This is a genomic window from Lewinella sp. 4G2 (assembly GCF_001625015.1).
Taxonomy (GTDB): domain Bacteria; phylum Bacteroidota; class Bacteroidia; order Chitinophagales; family Saprospiraceae; genus Neolewinella.
The window spans coordinates 1432744-1451577 of record NZ_LVWJ02000014.1 but is presented as its reverse complement, the minus strand read 5'-3'; the positions used below and the strand labels follow the sequence as shown (position 1 = coordinate 1451577).

At 56.8% G+C, this 18834-nt stretch carries 15 protein-coding genes; 5 read left to right on the top strand and 10 right to left on the bottom strand.

The annotated features are described in order from the left end of the window. The first annotated feature begins 146 nt into the window (after window positions 1–146). A complete protein-coding gene (locus A3850_RS06990; RefSeq protein WP_068215149.1) occupies window positions 147–1562 on the top strand; it encodes a CCA tRNA nucleotidyltransferase in 1416 nt (471 codons plus the stop codon). A 993-nt stretch (window positions 1563–2555) separates the two neighbouring features. On the opposite strand, the gene A3850_RS06985 is transcribed toward A3850_RS06990, so the two are convergent. The 4 genes from A3850_RS06985 to A3850_RS06970 form a co-directional block, all read right to left on the bottom strand. Beyond that, the gene (locus tag A3850_RS06985) at window positions 2556–3521 is read right to left on the bottom strand and encodes a ribose-phosphate pyrophosphokinase (protein WP_068215148.1); all 966 of its coding nucleotides are present in this window, start codon (window positions 3519–3521) and stop codon (window positions 2556–2558) included. Window positions 3522–3631: 110 nt separating this feature from the next. Next, the gene (locus tag A3850_RS06980; protein WP_082921667.1) at window positions 3632–4642 is read right to left on the bottom strand and encodes a cytochrome c; all 1011 of its coding nucleotides are present in this window, start codon (window positions 4640–4642) and stop codon (window positions 3632–3634) included. 72 nt (window positions 4643–4714) lie between these two features. Continuing rightward, window positions 4715–5596: a DUF5777 family beta-barrel protein gene (locus A3850_RS06975; RefSeq protein WP_068219514.1), complete on the bottom strand. Its 882-nt coding sequence runs from the start codon at window positions 5594–5596 to the stop codon at window positions 4715–4717. Window positions 5597–5686: 90 nt separating this feature from the next. Further along, on the bottom strand, window positions 5687–6073 hold the full coding sequence (locus A3850_RS06970) for a hypothetical protein (protein ID WP_068215147.1): 387 nt from the start codon (window positions 6071–6073) through the stop codon (window positions 5687–5689). 270 nt (window positions 6074–6343) lie between these two features. On the opposite strand from A3850_RS06970, the gene A3850_RS06965 reads away from it, so the two are divergent. The 3 genes from A3850_RS06965 (at window position 6344) to smpB (ending at window position 7911) form a co-directional block, all read left to right on the top strand. Then, window positions 6344–6757, top strand: coding sequence for a BrxA/BrxB family bacilliredoxin (locus A3850_RS06965; protein ID WP_068215146.1), 414 nt, complete (start codon window positions 6344–6346; stop codon window positions 6755–6757). Window positions 6758–6911: 154 nt separating this feature from the next. Next, window positions 6912–7328 (top strand): DUF2141 domain-containing protein, encoded by a 417-nt coding sequence (locus A3850_RS06960; RefSeq protein ID WP_068215145.1) that lies wholly within the window; start codon window positions 6912–6914, stop codon window positions 7326–7328. A 124-nt stretch (window positions 7329–7452) separates the two neighbouring features. Further along, the gene (gene smpB, locus A3850_RS06955; protein WP_068215144.1) at window positions 7453–7911 is read left to right on the top strand and encodes an SsrA-binding protein SmpB; all 459 of its coding nucleotides are present in this window, start codon (window positions 7453–7455) and stop codon (window positions 7909–7911) included. Between the two features lie 205 nt (window positions 7912–8116). Here smpB and A3850_RS06950 read toward each other — a convergent pair whose 3' ends face one another. The 6 genes from A3850_RS06950 to A3850_RS06925 all read right to left on the bottom strand — a co-directional run bounded on the left by A3850_RS06950 (window position 8117) and on the right by A3850_RS06925 (window position 15524). Then, entirely contained in the window at window positions 8117–9208 is a 1092-nt protein-coding gene (locus tag A3850_RS06950; protein WP_068215143.1) for a lytic transglycosylase domain-containing protein, read from the bottom strand. 352 nt (window positions 9209–9560) lie between these two features. Then, window positions 9561–10061, bottom strand: a complete 501-nt coding sequence (msrA, locus tag A3850_RS20565) for a peptide-methionine (S)-S-oxide reductase MsrA (RefSeq protein ID WP_076639930.1) — start codon at window positions 10059–10061, stop codon at window positions 9561–9563. A gap of 15 nt (window positions 10062–10076) precedes the next feature. Next, a complete protein-coding gene (locus A3850_RS06940; protein ID WP_068215141.1) occupies window positions 10077–10478 on the bottom strand; it encodes a methionine-R-sulfoxide reductase in 402 nt (133 codons plus the stop codon). A gap of 114 nt (window positions 10479–10592) precedes the next feature. Then, a complete protein-coding gene (gene purS, locus A3850_RS06935) occupies window positions 10593–10844 on the bottom strand; it encodes a phosphoribosylformylglycinamidine synthase subunit PurS (protein ID WP_068215140.1) in 252 nt (83 codons plus the stop codon). A 2-nt stretch (window positions 10845–10846) separates the two neighbouring features. Then, the gene (locus tag A3850_RS06930) at window positions 10847–11608 is read right to left on the bottom strand and encodes a phosphatidylcholine/phosphatidylserine synthase (protein WP_068215139.1); all 762 of its coding nucleotides are present in this window, start codon (window positions 11606–11608) and stop codon (window positions 10847–10849) included. Between the two features lie 154 nt (window positions 11609–11762). Beyond that, window positions 11763–15524: a hypothetical protein gene (locus tag A3850_RS06925; protein ID WP_068215138.1), complete on the bottom strand. Its 3762-nt coding sequence runs from the start codon at window positions 15522–15524 to the stop codon at window positions 11763–11765. A 595-nt stretch (window positions 15525–16119) separates the two neighbouring features. Between A3850_RS06925 and A3850_RS06920 the strand changes: the two genes are divergently transcribed. After that, window positions 16120–18834 carry a glycoside hydrolase family 78 protein gene (locus A3850_RS06920; RefSeq protein WP_231915292.1) on the top strand — a complete coding sequence of 905 codons (2715 nt, stop codon included), beginning with the start codon at window positions 16120–16122 and terminating at the stop codon, window positions 18832–18834.

Below are 18834 nucleotides of genomic sequence, written 5' to 3'. Positions count from 1 at the left end.
AACACTAAGCAAGCTTCGGTGAGCCGCAACCAATTAAGGCCGGCAACAAGTTAGACGGATTGATTTACGCAAGGGTCACCCACTTAATCGCCGGGCTTTTTGACGATGCGGCAACTCACCACGGCGTATCTTCGCGCCCCGATCGTATGGTATTTCAAATTCGCAAGAACGAACGCAAGATCTTTGAGGTCATCAGCAAGGCCGCCGCTGAGTTGGGCTACCCGACCTACGTCGTGGGTGGGTACGTACGCGACCGCCTCCTGGCCCGCCCGAGTAAGGACCTCGATATCGTCTGCGTTGGAAGCGGGATCGAACTGGCCAAAAAAGTAGGCAACGCCCTCCACCCCCGCAGCCGGGTGACGGTCTACAAGCGCTTCGGCACCGCCGCCCTGAAACACCGGGACCTGGAGATCGAATTCGTAGGCGCCCGCAAAGAATCCTACCGGTCCGACAGCCGTAAGCCCACCGTAGAATCGGGGACGCTCTCCGACGACCAGAACCGGCGGGACTTCACCATCAACGCCCTGGCCATTTCCCTAAGCGAGCACGACTACGGCACCATCATCGACCCCTTCAACGGGCTGGAAGACCTGGAGGCCAAGCGTATCGTTACCCCGTTAGAACCGGGCAAGACCTTTTCTGATGACCCTTTACGGATGATGCGGGGCGTCCGCTTCGCCGCTCAACTGGGTTTTAAGGTGGACCGCCTCACCCTCATCGGAATGCGCGACCACGCCCACCGGCTAAAGATCATCAGCTGGGAACGGATCGCCACGGAAATGAATAAGCTGCTCCTCAGCCCCAAGCCCAGTGTAGGTCTCAAACTGATGAGCGATACGAAGTTGATGGACTACGTCCTGCCCGAACTCACCGCCCTCAAGGGAGTGGAGAGCCGCAATGGCCGTAAGCATAAGGACAACTTCCTCCACACCCTCCAGGTGGTGGACCAACTAGCCGAAAAATCAAACGATCTCTGGCTTCGGTGGGCTGCCCTCCTGCACGACATCGGGAAGGCCCGCACCAAACGCTGGGAAAACGGGACGGGCTGGACCTTCCACGCCCACGATGCCGTCGGGGCAAACATGGTACCCAAGATCTTCCGCCGCCTCCGCCTGCCGAACGATAAGCTGAAGTACGTACAGAAGATCGTCGCCCTTCACCAGCGGCCCATCTCCCTGACGCAAGAGGAGATCTCCGACTCCGCCCTCCGCCGCATCCTCTTCGACGCCGGCGACGACATCGATGACCTGATGACGCTCTGCGAGAGTGACATCACCTCCAAGAACCCCAATAAGGTTACCCGCTACCTCCAGAACTACGGTGCCCTCCGCGCCCGTATGACGGAACTGGAAGAGAAGGACCAACTTCGCAATTGGCAGCCCCCCATCACCGGGGAGTACATCATGGAAACCTTTGGCATCAAACCTAGCCGGGAGGTAGGGAAGATCAAAGAAGCCGTCCGCGAAGCCATCCTGGACGGAGACATCCCCAACGAATTCGAAGCCGCCCGGGCCAAGATGATTGAGACCGCCGCTGCGCTGGAACTCTTTCCCGTCACCTAAGCGACAGTTTGCCCGCCGGCTGCCTCAATGCCCCGGTTTTACTTGGTGTCTGCAGGGTTGGTAAGACCACTTTAACAGTACCACGAACCCCTACCCCATAGGCATGGGGTAGTACCCCCCTACCCCCCACTCTATCTTTGAATCATCGAAAGGGAGCGGTGCAACGCTTCCATCGAGTTTTTCCAAAAAGCGTGTTCGAATTGTATTGACGGTAGATTGTTGGTTTTCTTCCGTCCTATTGAAAGGTTTTGGCGCACCTAGCGCCCTAGATTCCAGTTATTACAAGTAGTTCAAGAAACTACCCTACAAGACCTTGACGGTGCAACGTCAGGGTCTTTTTTTGTTTGGACGTTAGAGGTTGGATCTTAGATTTTAGATAGGCGGGGGTGCCTCCGGCGGGTTCCAAGGAGTAAGAGGAGGTATTTGAGAAACTGAGGATTCACGCGGGCAACACACACTCTCCGTAGGGTTAGCACATTCGTCATCCTGTTTCGGAGAGCGGGAGAGGTTGGGGAGGCCTCCGGCGGTTTTCCCCCAAGACCAACGGCCCCGAAGGGCCCGCCTGCGTAGCGATGGCACACCGTCAGGTGGCCCATTCTACAAAAATGTGGCCCATTCTACTAAAGATGTCGAGACGTGGCCGCTTGCCTTGTTTTGCCTCCGGCGGTTTCAAAAGAGAAAGAAGAGCAATTAGAGAAACTGAGGATTCACGCGGGCACCACACTGTCCCGGAGGGACAGGCGCGTTAGCCCGGGGTCAAGGAGGCATAGCCGAACGACCCCGGGTTTTCGTTATCATCACCCGGCCCCGAAGGGCCCGCCTGCGTAGCGATGGCACACCGTCAGGTGGCCCATTCTACTAAATCGTGGCCCTAAACATTAACTCATTTGACAAGTGGCCCTAAACGGTAACTCATTTCAGAAAACGATGGCCCATTCTAGAATTACAGAGGCATAGCCGAACGACCCCGGGTTTTCGTTATCCCCTCAAACCCTACTTCCCACTAACAAACAACGCCGAAATCGATTCATTCTCGTGCACGTTCCGAATGGCGCGCGAGAACAACTTCGCCGAAGACAACACCTTGATTTTCGGGCTGATCTGCTTCAAGGGCACCGCATCACAAACGATGAGCATCGAGAGGGCGGACTTTTCAATCTTTTCGTAGGCATCCCCACTTAAAATGGGGTGAGTGGCGATGGCCTTTACGGATTTGGCGCCCTTCTCCAAAATTAGATCCGCCGCGCGGCAGAGGGTGCCGGCGGTATCGACGAGGTCATCCACCAGAATGACGTCGGCGCCTTTGACGTCGCCGATCAGGGTCATGCCGGCGATCTCACCGGCGCGTTTGCGGTACTTGTCGCAAATGACCATGTCGCGCTCGAAGTACTTGGCGTAGGCGCGGGCCCGCTTTACGCCGCCCATGTCGGGGCTGGCGAAAACAACGTTGCTCATGTCCTGCCCCTCAAACCAGGGGATGTACACGGCCTGGCTCTGGAGGTGATCCACGGGGATATCGAAAAAGCCTTGGATCTGGTCGGCGTGGAGGTCCAACGTCATGATGCGGTCGGCGCCGGCCTCTACGAGGAGGTTGGCAATAAGTTTGGCGCTGATGGGGACGCGGGGCTGATCCTTCCGGTCCTGCCGGGCGTAGCCGAAGTAGGGCATCACGCAGCAGATGTAGCCGGCCGAAGCACGTCGGGCGGCGTCGATCGTCAGCAGCATCTCCATCAGGTTATCGTGGGGCTGAAAGGTGGACCCAATGATGAAAACGTACTCCCCCCGGATGCTTTCCTTGATGATCGGCTGCATCTCCCCGTCGTTGAACTTGGCAAATTCCAGCGGCGCCAGGTCCTGCCCGTAGGTGGTCGCGATCTTCTCCGAGAGGTACTGCGTCTGGGTGGTTGAGAGGAGGGTAACGTGCCCGTTCAGCGGCGTAAGGTGTGGCTTGTGTGACATCTAGGAGTGCTTAAGTACCCAGCCGTAACCTTGTAGTTTGGCCCGAGTACCCGGTTGGATTAGCGGATAGAAGCGTAAGGTACAAACGAAAGGGGCGAACGCAGCGGCGATTATTTGCTACTTCCCCGTGCCAGAAATGCCCGCAGGTCCTCCACCTGCAGATCGCTCATCCGCTCCTGGGTGTAGTGGGGCATGTAGGCCCGCTTGCCGGGGATGGGGCTCGTCCCGTACCGCACTGTCTGGTAAGTGGAGTAGCGCGTGTACTTCGGGAAGTGGCGGCTGAGGTACCGGTAATGCTCCTCGTTATCCCGCATCAGGAAGAAACTGTACCGCTGCTCACCGTGGCAGTGCATGCAGGACCGGTCGTAGATGGCCTCGCCACGCGCGGGGTCGGGGGTATCCGTCAGCGGGTAACCCGTTTTACGGTTCTCCGGCGGCAGGACGAACGTCGCCGGGCTGGCCGTGGCGTAGCTTTTCTTTAGCGAAGCGATGAAGGGAGAATGGTCCATCGATTTCGTCAGCAACTCATCGTTGACGCGCTTAACCGCCATTTCGGGTTCCGGCAGGTCACTGAGTTTGAGGCCAATGGTGTGGAGGTAAGTCAGGACGGATTCCATTTCCCTACCCGTCAGCGGCTTGCCCTGGGCGCATTCCGTCGCGCAAAGTTGGATGGCTCCCCGCAGGTCATTACGGGCGTATTTGACGAGGTCGCCGTATTTCTTTTCGTAATCACCGTTGTAATAGGTCTCCCGGTTTACGGCGCCCCACAGGGTCGTCCCCGGTAGGAATGGAAGGTCATTTTCCTCCGCGTAGACGAGCCGTGCTTCCGGGTCCATGCTGGTTAGGACCGGATCTTCCCGCACCACATTATGGCAGCTGGTACACTTGAAGTGAGCGGACTGGTCGTTGCCGTTGGAGAGCATCCCCCGCAGCACGATATCCTCGCCCAGCGCCAGGCTGCCTCCTTCTTCCGGCCGGACGCGGGTATCGGCCCGTTCGGGTGCGCCGAGGGCCCGGAGTACTTCTACGACCGGCGTTTGTTGGTCCACGACCGGTAGGCGCTCCGGGTTAGCGGAGAAGGCCAGGATCAGCAAAAACAGGAGGGGAAGAATAAATTTCATCAGGAGCAGTCGTGGAAAGTAAATAACGGTTGGCCAGGAAAGCTAGTGCCTTTTCTGACCGGCGAAGCGGGCCTACAGGTTGAACCAGCGGCTAATGGTGAAGCCCATTCGGAACTCCCCCGCACCCCAGCTATCCACCGTGTAAGGGATATAATCCGTCTCGAAGATGCCGGTTGCGTTAGTGAAATTCAGTTGAAAGACGTGGCCACCCGTATCCCATTCAAACCCGACGCCGAGGGGAATTTCGTAGCCATTATCCGTCGTCAGGGTACTGCTGAAGGGAGCGGTTCCATCCACCATGATGGCCAGTACGCGGGAAACCTGGTAGCGCGCGGCTGCTCCGAGGCTGAACAAAGTATTCTCCCCTTCAAACGGGACCAGGTTGCGGTGGGTTACGCCCGGCACCAGCTGGAAGGTAAACTTTTCGCCAAACTTCCGGGCCAACACCAGGCTACTGTTAAAGGCAAAACGGTGGCCAAATTCCGGAAAACTCTGGATCAGGTTGTCGTTACCCTCAATCTTTTGGTCGGTACTGAACGAGACGTTCCCGACCAACGCCAGGGAAAGCGGGTTGCCCCCATTTTCCTGGTGCAACAGGCGCACCTTCAGGACGCCGTTTAGATTTCTGCGCAAGCCGGTTTGGCCCGATGGTGTTGCGCCACCACCCTTCGCCCGGTAGATTCCGGCGGTGAATACGTCCGTAAATCCGTATTCGGCGCCGATCGCGACATCCTCCGCATTTTCGAGGCCGTAGAAGGTTGGCCACCCACCGTCGTCTCCAAACAAGTCACCAAAACGGTGGCTGATGCGTACGTCCAGTTTGCCCTGGGGCAGGGTTTCCACGCTGTGGCTGTTCACGGCGCGGGTGTCCTTAAAACCACGGGAGACCCGTTCGCGCTGGGCGCTGAGGCTCAGGGTAATTAATACGAGTAAAAAGGTAAAGTGGAGTTTCATCAGCATTTTTTGGCGCTGCCGCAGGTGCATAGTAAATGGGGGGATGGGGACCGGCTAAATAACTTATGGATGCCCCGAAAGCGGAAAGAATTACTGCTCCGGGAAACCATTTTCCAGCCAGCAGATGATCATTTCGAGGTCCCCTGGGGTCAGGTCCTTGGGGCGATCGCTGGGAGCGTAATCCGGTGGCATCCCCACGTTGGGGTCGGCCCGCAGACTGACGACGCGGTTCTCAAAGCGTCCGGATTCCAGATCGGGCAGGAGGCCGGCGTAGTCGTTATAGGTGCCCGGGGCGCCACCCAAGTGGCAGCCACTGTAGGCGCAGGATCGCTCGATGATGCCCTGGATGTCATCCACGTAGTTGGGGGTGATATCCACGCACGGCGTTTCCACGGGCTCGGGGAGTACGTCCGACGAGCAGGCGCCAAGCATCAGGGCCGCCAGGGCAAAAACACCGGTCAGTAAGCTATTCTTCATGCAGTCATCCAGTAAGGTGAGCGCGAAGGTAAGGCGAAGTCCAATTTGCCCCTGCTTGGTGGATGACTTAACGGGTGTTTAGGGTTAGGCCCGGCCGTGGGTCGGCGGGTGGCGCAACCCAAATTACTCGCCTGCTTATTCGTAGTAGGACAACCAAACTTGCCGGTGAACTGTAATTTATGGGCAACGAGCGCTACTTGCGATCCGGCCATTCCCTAGTCTTGGGACCGGACGCATGAGCGTTACTAACTCAAAACTAAAATATCCCCCATGTATCCACGTGAATTGACGATCCCCATGTCCAAGGACCTGACGGCCTTTGGTTTCTCCAGCCTCAGCACCAGCGAAGAAGTAAACGAAGCCCTCGGTAATATGGAAGGCACGGCCCTCCTCGTCGTTAATTCAGTCTGTGGCTGCGCGGCCGGCATGGCGCGCCCCGGTGCGAAGATGTCCGTCCAGAACGAAAAGGCGCCCGACCACCTCTACACCGTATTCGCCGGCGTGGATAAGGAAGCCACCGCCACCGCGCGGGAGCACCTGCTGCCTTACCCTCCAAGCAGCCCATCCATCGCCCTGTTTAAGGATGGCAAACTCGTCCACTTCCTGGAGCGCCACCACATTGAGGGCCGGAGCGCGGAGATCATTTCCGCGAATCTGCAGATGGCCTACGATCGGTACTGCTAGATTTTCAGTCTAAATTTCTGGCTCCCTCATTGCACTAAATCAGGCCGACTGACGGGCTATTTAGTTCCAGGCAGCTTTTAGGACAGACTTAACGGTTGTAACAACCACAAAAGACCGGGTTCGTCGTTTACTACAAACGACGAACCCATTTTTTATGCTCGCACTTCTCTTCCACCTGCTCTTGCTCGTACCCGGCCCACAGTCCGTCGATCTGATCGTTACGACGACGGGTGAGGCTACGGGTAAAGTTCACGTAGCGGTATTTGCTACGCCGGAGGACTTTGCCAGTGATGCCTCCCTGACGGGTACCGTGCAGCCCTTCACCCAACCCTCCACCAAACTTGCGCTGGATTTACCCGCGGCTGGCACCTACGTATTTGCTGCCTTCCAGGACCTCAATGGCAACGGAAAATTGGATACCAACTTCCTGGGCGTGCCAACGGAACCCTACGGATTTACCCGCACCCCACCCTCCAAATGGCGGAGCCCTTCCTTCGGGGAAGTCGCCACCGAAATTGGCGATGGGGCAGCCGTTGCCCGCATCCAGCTAAAGACCTGGAAGGAGTACTAAAGAACTTCGTCGATCTTCCCGCAACCATCCGGAACCTTTGCCCCGAATGGTGACGTTACGTAACGGGCCGCTACCGGAGTGATCGGGAGCGGTTCCTTAATTTACCGCCCCAGCCCCACCACCCATGGCCGACAAGAAGAAGATTGAATACGTAAATCGGAAAGCGAAGCACGAGTACCACTTCCTGGAACTGATGGAAGCCGGCATCGTCCTGACCGGTACCGAGATCAAAAGTATCCGCAGCGGACTCGTCAATCTGCGGGATGCCTACTGCGTATTTGAAGGCGACCAGTTGGTTGTCCGGTCCATCTTTATCGGTGAGTACAAGCAGGGGAACCAGTTCAATCACGAAGAGCGGCGCCCCCGCAAACTGCTCCTCAAACGGCAGGAACTCAACAAGTGGCTCAAGAAAACCAAGGAGAAAGGGTTTACCATCGTCCCCTACCGGATGTACCTCAACGAACGGGGCATCTGCAAGCTAGAGATCGTCCTCGTTCAGGGTAAGAAGAACTACGATAAACGGGCTACGATTAAGCAGAAGGATAATAAGCGGCAATTGGATCGAGCGCTTAAGGGACTTTAGATTTTAGACGTTAGAAGTTAGATTTTGGACGGTGCCGTCTAAAATCTAAAATCCAACCTCTAAAGTCTCTTAAGCGATTTCTCGCCAAAAAGCCTGGGATCTTTCCTGACCTTCGGTCAGTCTGATCCCCGGCTATCACGGTGATCCCTACCGGGATCAGAGGTCCGGCGGTGTCTAATGTCTAAAATCCAACTTCTAAAGTCTCCTAAGCAATTTCTCGCCAACCCCTACTCCATTCCCCAGCAATCCGGGTGCGCTCTTCGTCGGCGTCAAAGTTCAGGACGTTGTGGGCACCTAATAGCCAGTTACTTGCCGAAAAACCTTGCACCTGCGCCAGCGCCCGCTCCTCGCGCAAATTGGCGAGTGAATAGGTGACGACGAGGTTGCCGGCCCCCCAGATGGCGTGGCGCAACTGCTCCTCGTGGGCCAGTGGTAAGCGCAATGCATAACCCGCCGTGGAAGTGGGTACGATACCGCGCACAAGCGATGGGTTCAGGCGCCGCAGCGTACGATAATCGCAACCCGAAAGGCCAGCCAATTCGCGCAGGGAAGTGCGGCGGTGAATGTTGAACGTCGTGGTGGCATCGGTCGCCTCCGCCGCACTTAGGCCGTGGATGTGGTAGTAGTTGAGGGTGTAGGCCGCGGCGATGTAGGCACCAACGTAATTTCTCGTTTCACGTGGTAAGTAACGACGGACGCGGTCATAATTCGTAGAACCGCCGCTGCGGCGAATCGCTCGGGAAACGCGCGTAGTACCCGCATTGTAGGCCGCAATGGCGAGGTGCCAGTTGCCGTACTGCTCGTGGAGATCGCGAAGAAGGCGCGCGGCGGCGTCGGTTGATTTCTGCAGATCCAGACGCTCATCGATGAGGTAATCAACGCGGAGGCCGTAGGCGCGGGCCGTTTGGGGCATCAACTGCCAGAGACCGGCCGCATCCGCACCGGACTGGGCATGGGGCTTGAGCATGGACTCGGCGACGGCGAGGTATTTCAGGCTCGTGGGGATGTCGTACTGACAGAAGATCTCCTCAAAAATGGGGAAATAGGCCTCCGCGCGGCCGAGCATATTTTCGGTCTGGTGGTGGCCGCCCAGGTAGTCGCGCAGTTTCCGGTGCAACTGAGCATCCGTAGCGGGCGTGGCGACCGGCAGGCCCAGGCGCTCAATGCGGCGATCAATCTGTCGGGAAAGGGTTTGTGGGTTACTGGCGGCGGGATCAAACAGATCCAGGGCGGCCAGGGGAGAGCTGGGAAGGCTAAAAAGGAAAACAAAAGCTAGACACGCGAGGAGCTGTCTCATATGATTTCGTTTCGTTAAACAATTACCGTCAGGGCGGGGAGGCTCAGTGAATGAGCGGTTGCCGGCGGCGTGATTTGGTGGGGCTGGGTGCCCGAGGTCTTTGGGATTTCTAAAAAGGGAGGGCAAAGATACGTCCATTAAACGCACCCGATCAAGGTTTGCTCATTCGTAAGTCTTTGTTAACCAACGAGTAAGCTAATTGCTGTCCCGCCAGACATTCGGTTGATCCAGCGTTGTTCGGAGGATGCAACGGCGAATGCCCCTTTTTCCGGCGTTTGTACCGGTAGAGATCGTGGGGACCGAATAATCTTACCTTTCCAGGAACTGAATTTTACGAATAAGCAGTGCCGCCTTAACGCGTTAAAATTTCTCTAATGGCTTCTGAATCCTGCCTTTTGGGGGTAAGCCCCCGCGCCGCACAGTACTGTTGATGACGACTTTCGGCTGGGTAAAAGGCCTTGATCCGGTTGATTCCCGTTTTAATCTTATAGCCGTGAGCCTCCAACTTATTGACCAACATGGATGCTAGCCGAGCAAGCATCATTGACCGTCGATCGCCCTCCAGGTAAAAGATGGCCGAACGGTACTGACCACCATTGCCCCGACGATCCTCGGTAAAATCGTGAAGGGTAAAAAACTCCGTCAATAACCTTCTAAAACTTAGCTTTCGCGGGTCAAAGACCACCTCAACGGTCTCCGCGTGGCCCGTTTTTTTCGTGCAGACTTGCTGGTAACTCGGGTTGGGGGTGCGGCCGCCGGCAAACCCGGTCCGGGTCGACACCACGCCGGGTAACTGGCGGAGATAGTATTCTCTTCCCCAAAAACAGCCGCTCGCCAGGTAAATGGTCTGCAAATGGGTGTTTGCCCTTCAGCCTTCGGGGTGTTCGGCGTTCCACTTATCGCGGGCGACGAACTTGATGCTGAGGGAGTTCACGCAGTGGCGGGTATTCTTTTCGGTAAAGCGTTCCCCTTCAAAAACGTGGCCAAGGTGCCCGCCGCAGTTGTTGCAGAGGATCTCGACGCGGCGGCCGTCAGCGTCCCGGATCTTTTCGATGGCGCCCGGCACTTCGTCGTCGAAGCTGGGCCAGCCGCAGCCGGAGCTGAACTTGTCCTTGCTGTCGTACAGCGGCGCGTCGCAACGGCGGCAGACGAAGACACCGTCTACCTTAAAGTTGTTGTACTCGCCCGTAAACGGCATCTCGGTGCCTTTGTGGACGATGATGCGCTCTTCTTCGCGGGTGAGGGGGTTGTAGTTTTCGGGGGATTTCATGCTTTGAAAACGCCAAACTTAACTACAGGGTTTTCTCTCGGTCAGACGTTAGATCTTAGAAGTTAGATTTTAGACGCGGGCTGTCTAAAATCTAATTTCTAAGATCTAAAGTCCTTATGCTTCTTCAAGCACAAAATCATAATCCTCCATGATCGGATTAGCCAACAGTTTGCTACACGCGCGGTCCACCTTGTCGTGAGCGGCATCCTCGGTATCCGCCTCGACGGTGATCATGACGTGCTTGCCGATCCGTACGTCCTCTACGCCTTCAATGCCTACGTTGGGTAGGTTTTTGACGACTACTTTTCCCTGTGGGTCGAGCAGTTCCGTCTTGGGCATGATGTTGATGTGGGCGTAGAATTTCATGGCTAACTGGTTTTCGGCGGGCTGACGAGGTTGATGATCAGGTACACGCCGACGATGAACGGAAAGGCCGCCGTGCGCAGAAACACCAGCAGCAGTACCGAAAGTGCCGCAAAGATAATTCGCGTCTCGTTGCCCGCCCACTGCATGCCTTTGATCTTGAAAGAAAACATCGGGTGCTCACTTACTAAGAGGTAAGAGAAGGCCAGGATGGAAGGGTAAAGCACCAGAGGATGCAGAACGTAAGGACCCCAACCGAATGGATTGTGCACGAAAATCAACATCAGCCCAGCCGCGTAAAGCGTACTCGTAGGTGTGGCAACTCCAATGAAGTTTTCCGTCTGCCGGGTATCCAGGTTGAACTTGGCCAGACGGAGGCAACTAAATAAGGCTACGAGTAGCGCAGGTGCAGCTACCCAGGACCACGAGATTGAATCCACCATGGAGCTGTTTAGCCCATACATCTCATAGTTGAGATTAAAACTCATGGGGCTTCCCCCAAGTGGGCCAATCTCTAAGAATACGTAGTAAATCATCGCCGGCACCACTCCGAAACTCACCATATCCGCCAGGCTATCCAGTTCCTTCCCGTGCTCACTGCTTACGTTGAGGAGGCGGGCGACGAGGCCGTCCGCAAAGTCGAATAGCCCGGCGGCGAAGAGGAACCAGAAGGCCACGGTGAACTGCCCGTCGAGGATGTTGATGATGGCCGCGCACCCGGAAAAGAGGTTGAGCAGCGTGATGGCGTTGGGGATTTGGGACTTCACGGGGGTGAAGGTAGGGTGTTTGGGATTGAGTTTAAGTCTGCTGCTTAAAGAACGGAATGCCACGGTCGCATACCCTTTTCAACCCGGCCGCTCCAAGAACCTCCTGCATCGGCCGCTTGGAGAACCTGATGAATTTAATCACGGTTAAGCATCCCTACTCCACCAAAACCCGACGCACCACCCCAAGTCCATCCCGCACCAAATAAACCCCAGCCGGCCACTGCTGCACGTCAACACGAATCGTAGTGACCGCACCCGGGCGTAGCGTCTTTACCAACTGCCCCGTAGTAGAGTAAATGGTCACTGGGCCGCTTTCGGGTACCAAACCGCGCAGGGTAAAGGAGGCCGTCGCCGGCACGGGCGCTACGGTGAAGCCGCCGTCCGCAGAACGCTGAAGGTGGACTACGGGGCTGTAGGTAAACGTCCCGTCCAGGTCCTCCATCCGCAGGCGGTAGAGGGCGGTTGGTAGCGGTGATTCATCGAGGAAATGATAATCTGCCGAGCCAGCGTTGGTACCGGTCACTTCGCCAATGGCCTTCCAGAAACTAGGGCCGTCGGCGGAAGAACGTTCCACGACGTAGTGGGAGAAAGCCGATTCTTCGGCCACCCGCCAGTCCAGTTGGTTCGTTTTACTCAGCGTGGTGCCCGTAAAGTCGAGCAGCGTTACGGGCAAAGACTTATCCAGCGGGCAGGAGCGCACTTCGACCTCCGTCAAATTGATGCGGCCAACTTCACCCTGCTTGATCCGGACGTACCGGCCAATCACGTTAGGCTGAATGACTACCGGGTCGTTTCCCGTATAGTCGGTCGGAATCTGGTACTCGTAAACTGATTGGTCACGAGAATCTTCGACGCTGGGGCCGGTAAAGGGAGAATCGGATATGAAAATAAACAGGCGCGCCAGTCGGGCGAGATCCGGATCCGTTCGCGGGTACACGCGTAGTTCCCGGATGGATTGGTCCGTATTCAGATCAATATCCACGAAAGAGTAGGAAGCATCACTGTGCCAGACGTTACCGTTGCTGAAAGCACCGTCGATGATGCCGTCCGTCAGTACACTGGCGGGTCCACCAGTGGACAGGGTCGAGGAGGCTATGGCCGTTCCCTCGAAGGACACGACCGGGAGATCATCCCCCGTTTCAGAACACACTTCCGGCCGGCCGGCGCAGAGGCAGTCGTCACCGTAAGCATCACCGTAGTTGGAAGTTTCCCCGTCGTCGCACAAAGCGCCGACGTAGTAGGTCGCATCGTTATCATCGCAGTCGTCGGTAACGCAAACGCCGTCGCCGTCCAGGTCGCCATCGCCATTGGGTGCGGCGCCGGCTACGTCGAAGCAGTCGTTCTCTTCGCCACAGCAGTTGCAGAGGAGACTAATGATATCGTCGTCAGTGGAGTTATTTCCATCGTTGCAAGCGTCTCCCGCCGAGCCACCGCAGTCGTCAACCGGAATCAAACGAAGTACCTGTAAGCCAGCACCCTGATCCTGGAGCGACAGGGCGGAGAGCCCGTCCGTTTCCGGCGCGACAGTTACGCAGCCGCCCCCATTGCAGAACGTGACGAGGTCATCCTTATCGCTATCTGGAAATTCCGAAAAGAAGTACTGCAGACCATTCCCCGCCAGGAACCAGGAGTAGAGATTCCCGTCGGCGTCCACGTCGTACACGCTATTGTTGCTCGGGTTCCTGATGATCCAGGTTCCGGTAAATTCACCCCGGTATTCGAAAGTGTGGCCAAACTTATCGGAGGGGCAATTGCCCTGCCGCAGCAGCCGCCGGGGGTTAGCTACGTCGGAAAGACCAATGTATTCCCCGGTTTGGGTATCCTCGATGAGATAGAGCTGGGTCTCGTCGATGGACCGCGAAACCCGGAAGATCCGTTCGTCCGTACAGCCGTCGGCGTCCGTCACCGTAACGGTGTAATCGCCGGCATCCAACCCAGTACGGACGGCGCCCGTGCCCCCATCGCTCCAGGCGTAGCTAAGGTTGCCATTAGCGTTCGTTACGGCCGTTACGGTGATACCACCCTTCGTGCCGGGTACGGTAGACTGGGTGAACCCATTGATGATGAGCGGATCTTTCGTCATCACCTGGGCTACGGCGGCGTACTGCTTGGAGCTGGGGCTACCGGTGACGGTGACGCGGTATTCCCCCGGCGCCACGTCGGTCAGCGTAGCGGTGGTTTCGCCGGTTTCCCATTCGTAGGTATAACTGCCGCTACCGCCCGTTACGTTGAGGGTGACGGAGCCGGAGCTGCCCCCCACACAGGTAGCGTCCGTAGCTTGCAGATCGAGGCTAACCACGTCGTCCGTTGGTGCGAGGCCCGCCGGTGGGGTGACGAATTGCCACTCATCGAGGTCCGTTCCCGTCAGGGTATCCTGTAAGAGAGGATCTTCATCGGCGGCGTTGGCCGTGGCGGGCCGGAGGATCAGGTCGTTGCTGATAAAGTTGATTACGTAGGTCCCGTTTGCCGTGGCCGTAATGTTGAGGCGTTGCTCCAGGTCCGCGGTCGTGGCGGCCAGGGCCAGTTCCGTACCACGGTTGCTGCCGTCGGCCTCGACGGTTCGTTTAGTATTTGCGTTTTGGATCATCGCCGAGCCGTCGCCGGTGTGGTGGACTTCCCAGACGTACTGGATCTCATCGGCCACATCCACCAGAATCAGGGGATTGCCCGCCGCACCAAAACGGGTGGGGCCGAGGTACTTGCCGGTCGCTACGTTCTGCAGCAGGTAGTACTCCTCCGCCAGGGCGGGCGTACCACAATCGCCACCGTCTCCAGCGTCGTAGGGTACGATGTGGCGGGCGCGGTTAGCCTTTGCGCTGGCGAACTCCCGCGTGAGGCGGGCATTATCGGCCGTAGCCGGGTCTCCGAGGGGGCCGTTGCCCAGGTCAATATCCGGGTTGGAGAAATAGGGCACGTCGTTGCCACACATGATGGTTCTTTCCGTTCCGTTATCAAAACCGGCGGCGTAGGGCCGGATCGAATTCCCGCTACAGTGGGAGCTGCCCATGTTGTGTCCGTACTCGTGGCGGAAGATCGTACTGCTACTGATGTAGGAGATCGACGAGAAGCCGCCCGTAGAAGCCCAGCCACCGAAATTGTTATTCGCCCCGTCCTTTCCCGCCTGGAAATCGGCGATCATATCCGCCGCGACTTCGGCCATATCCGTAGCGTAGGTAATCGGGTTCGTGCCGAGCGCGGGCGAATCCACCCCTGTATGGTTATCGCGCACGGCGACGTTCACCGCGCGGATGCGGGTGTTATCGATCAGGCTATTGGCGTAGGCGACGTTCACCGTTTCGGCCATCGCCACGGTGAAGCCCAGAATATCTTCCTGCCGGGTGGTGGCTTCGATACTGAAGGTAAACAGCACGTCCATGATCAGGCGCCCGTTTGCGTCTTGTTCCTGGCAGTAGGGGCTGATGTTATCCTGCAACGCCAGTGCTTTTTCAGCGAACGCCACGTGTCCGTGTTTATCGGGGCTGCCGCGGTGGGGCCGCTGCTCGTAGCGGTACTTCCCTGCATGGTAGCTCACGGCCACTTCGCCCGTCGGCGTACTGTAGGTCAGGTAAAGCGTACCCGCCGGCTCGTTCAGTACGAGGATCACGTCGCGGTAGTGCGGCAGGTGGGCAAAGCGGGGGTCGCCGGAGCTGCCGTGGAAGATCCGTACGCCCCTAAAGGGGTGGATCGAACGCTGTTCCTCGAAGGTCACGTCCACTCCTTTTCCTCCCGCTACCGGCAGGTGGTACTGTTTCGCGTAGTCGACCTCGCCCGCGGCGGCAACCAATTGAACGGTGGCGGTGAGGTCTTCGCCCGTCGCACCCGCCGTCGGATTTTCGAAAACGAAGAGAGGGTTCGCTTGCCCCGTCAGGATAGTGAATGCACAGAGCACCAGGCTCAGGGTAGAGAATAATCGCATGTTGAGAGACGTGTAGATAAAAAGAGTAGGCTTACTAAAAGGCCTCCAAAGTTACGGTTTATCGGGCACCTAACAGTTCGCTTGCATCCCATCTCAGTCCATTTAGCGCCTCTATCTATCTAACGGTGCGCCCGTAGTCCGCTGGATTACCAAAATAATGCAGTTCAGGGCGCTGCCGCGGGTGCGGTGGAAGTGGGCAAGGTTATACCTGAATCAAAGTGGTTTGGGAATTTATCGCTTGTTCTTTTCGCGTCTACCGTCGTTAGAAAATTGAACCGTCCCGATCAAATCAGGATGCTTAAATTTTCTGGCTAGGTAGACACAAAAATAACGTCGCGCTAATTTTCCCAAAAAACTCCGTTTCAGGTATAGAAAGGATAACGACCGAGGTTGAGCCGGTCGCTTATTTCAACGACTTACGTTAGGGCTGTCGATATTGGGCTTATTGGTGAACCTGCTAAGGACTGTCCTTTGATCATATCGTTCTGCCTCTCGGCAAAATGTCTCCCACTCCTTACGCCGTGATCCCGTTATCTTGGTCCATTACCTTGCACCTGCGGCAGCGCCCTTATTATTTAAGTACTTACCAGAGATCATGCGTATTCTACACTTGTTAATTGCCCTTTTGCTGGGCACCTACCTCTCCGCCCAGCCCGCGGTGGAACGGTTACGTTGTGAATACCTCGACAACCCGATCGGGATCGACGTGCAGCGGCCACGTTTCAGCTGGTGGATGCAGGATGGCAGCCCCGGCGCCAGGCAAACGGCCTACGAAATACGGATGGCCGCCACGGAACGGGAACTCTCAAAAAATAAAAAACATACCTGGGCGACCGGTAAAGTTTTGAGTAGCCAATCCACCCAAATTGAATACGGAGGCCCCGCGCTGAAAAGTGGTGAGCGGCGTTATTGGCAGGTAAGGATCTGGAACCAGAACGGGGAAACCTCTGCGTGGAGCGCACCGGCCTACTGGGAAACCGGACTGGTGAATACGGGCGACTGGAGCGCACAATGGATCAGCCTGGCGAATGAACCCGACTCGGAGACATCCCTCCCCGCCCACTATTACCGGAAGGATTTTGATACGAATAAAAATATTAAATCCGCCCGGCTATACGCAACGGCGCACGGTATTTACGAATGTTATTTAAACGGCCAAAAAGTAGGCGATCAGTTATTTACCCCCGGATTTACCAGCTATAAAAAAAGATTGCAGTACCAGGCCTACGACGTGACCGAAATGCTACAGAAGCATAATACCCTGGCCGTTAACGTAGCTGATGGCTGGTTCCGTGGCTACCTGGGTTGGAAAGGTAAACGCAACTATTACGGGAATAAACTGGCCTTTTTAGCGCAATTGGTCATCACCTACTCCGACGGATCGGTAGCAACCGTCAATACCGACGGCAGCTGGCGGGCCACGACGGGTGCCTTCCGCAGCACGGACATTTACAACGGGGAGCGCTACGACGCGCGTAATGAGCCGACGGGTTGGAAACTACCCGGCTACGATGATAGAACTTGGCCTCAGGTGGCGACACCCGACATCCCCAAAACACAGTTGGTGGCCTCAAATAGCGTCCCCGTAAGGGCTATTGATGAAATCACACCACGGGAGGTCATCATCACTCCCAATGGAGAAAGGGTGTACGATCTGGGGCAGAACATCGTAGGCCGCGCCCGCATCAAAGTTCGGGGAAACGCCGGCGATTCCGTCGTCCTCAAATTTGCGGAAGTGCTGGATAAGGAGGGTAATTTCTACACCACCAACCTCCGCACCGCGGAAGCAACAGATGTTTACGTGCTTAAGGGAAGCGGGGAGGAAATCTTTGAGCCCCGCTTCACCTTCCACGGGTTTCGCTTCATTCAGGTGATTGGTTATGCGCCAACTGTAGATGAACTGACCGGTGTTGTGATTCACTCCGACATGACGCCTACCGGTTCATTCTCCTGTTCCGACTCCCTCATTAATCAGTTGCAAAGCAATATCCAGTGGGGCCAAAAAGATAATTTTTTGGATATCCCTACAGACTGCCCCCAACGCGACGAACGGGTGGGCTGGACGGGCGACGCCCAGGTATTCAGTATGACGGCGGCGTATAACTTTGACGTGAGCGCATTTTACACCAAATGGCTAAAAGATCTGGCGGCGGACCAGCACGAAAACGGAAAGGTTACCCACATCGTACCCGATATGTACGACGGCAAAGGCGGCGCCACCGCCTGGGGCGACGCTGCCATCGTGGTGCCGTGGACGGTCTACCAGAGCTACGGGGACCAGCGTATTCTCGAACAGCAATACCCCAGCATGAAGGGGTGGGTCGAATTCATGCACGGCCGCGCCGGCGACGACCACCTGTGGAATAACGCTAAGGACTGGCACTGGGGCGATTGGCTTGCCTACCACTCCGACAAACCGGACTACGCCGGATCGGTGACGGAAAAGGACCTGATCGCCACCGCTTATTATTACTATTCAACGATTAAACTGGCCGAAATTGCCACCCTGGTGGGAAAAACCGAGGAGGCCACCCATTACGGCCAACTCGCCGAGGCTATCAAAGCGGCCTTTCAGCGGGAATACTTTACTCGAAGCGGACGCCTGGTCTCCCACACCCAAACGGCCTACGCACTAGCGATCACCTTTGGCTTGGTTCCAGAGGATATGCTGGAGGCCACTGCCGATTACTTTGCGGCGGACGTGGAGCGCTTCGGCCACCTCACCACCGGTTTCGTGGGTACGCCGCTGTTGTGTTCCAGCCTGTCCAGGATTGATCGGGATGACCTGGCTTTCCAATTGCTCAACCGGAAGGAATATCCGTCGTGGCTCTACCCCGTTACCCAGGGCGCCACTACCATCTGGGAACGTTGGGATACCCAGCAACCCGACGGAACGATCATTGAAGGGATGAACAGCTTCAATCACTACGCGTACGGAGCCATCGGTGAGTGGTTGTATACCCACGTAGCGGGCCTGCGGACGGACCCGGCGCAGCCCGGCTACCGCCATTTCTTCCTGGACCCCCACCCCGGCGGCGGCCTCACCAGCGCGACGGCGAAAATGGATACTCCCTACGGACCGGCGACCTCCGAATGGAACCTTACGGACGGGCGCTTCACCTACCGGGTAGTTGTCCCTGCGAACGCCCAGGCTACGGTGATCTTACCGGGTGGCGGAGCGCAGGACCTGAGCGTAGCCACTATGGGTGATGGCAGTGCAGTAACCCGTTCTCTACGGGAAAAGGGAGCGACCTTATTGCCGTCGGGAGAGTACGTAATTCGCTACACCTATCCGCTACCCCAACGCTAA

Bases quoted from the DNA above. Each gene is read 5' to 3' on its own strand.
- A3850_RS06940 (WP_068215141.1), bottom strand. From the start codon at position 10,478: ATGAAATCCCCCGAAAACTACAACCCCCTCACCCGCGAAGAAGAGCGC.
- A3850_RS06985 (WP_068215148.1), bottom strand. From the start codon at position 3,521: ATGTCACACAAGCCACACCTTACGCCGCTGAACGGGCACGTTACCCTC.
- smpB (WP_068215144.1), top strand. From the start codon at position 7,453: ATGGCCGACAAGAAGAAGATTGAATACGTAAATCGGAAAGCGAAGCAC.
- A3850_RS06960 (WP_068215145.1), top strand. From the start codon at position 6,912: ATGCTCGCACTTCTCTTCCACCTGCTCTTGCTCGTACCCGGCCCACAG.
- A3850_RS06925 (WP_068215138.1), bottom strand. From the start codon at position 15,524: ATGCGATTATTCTCTACCCTGAGCCTGGTGCTCTGTGCATTCACTATC.
- purS (WP_068215140.1), bottom strand. From the start codon at position 10,844: ATGAAATTCTACGCCCACATCAACATCATGCCCAAGACGGAACTGCTC.
- A3850_RS06990 (WP_068215149.1), top strand. From the start codon at position 147: ATGGTATTTCAAATTCGCAAGAACGAACGCAAGATCTTTGAGGTCATC.
- A3850_RS06975 (WP_068219514.1), bottom strand. From the start codon at position 5,596: ATGAAACTCCACTTTACCTTTTTACTCGTATTAATTACCCTGAGCCTC.
- A3850_RS06950 (WP_068215143.1), bottom strand. From the start codon at position 9,208: ATGAGACAGCTCCTCGCGTGTCTAGCTTTTGTTTTCCTTTTTAGCCTT.
- A3850_RS06965 (WP_068215146.1), top strand. From the start codon at position 6,344: ATGTATCCACGTGAATTGACGATCCCCATGTCCAAGGACCTGACGGCC.
- A3850_RS06920 (WP_231915292.1), top strand. From the start codon at position 16,120: ATGCGTATTCTACACTTGTTAATTGCCCTTTTGCTGGGCACCTACCTC.
- A3850_RS06980 (WP_082921667.1), bottom strand. From the start codon at position 4,642: ATGAAATTTATTCTTCCCCTCCTGTTTTTGCTGATCCTGGCCTTCTCC.
- A3850_RS06970 (WP_068215147.1), bottom strand. From the start codon at position 6,073: ATGAAGAATAGCTTACTGACCGGTGTTTTTGCCCTGGCGGCCCTGATG.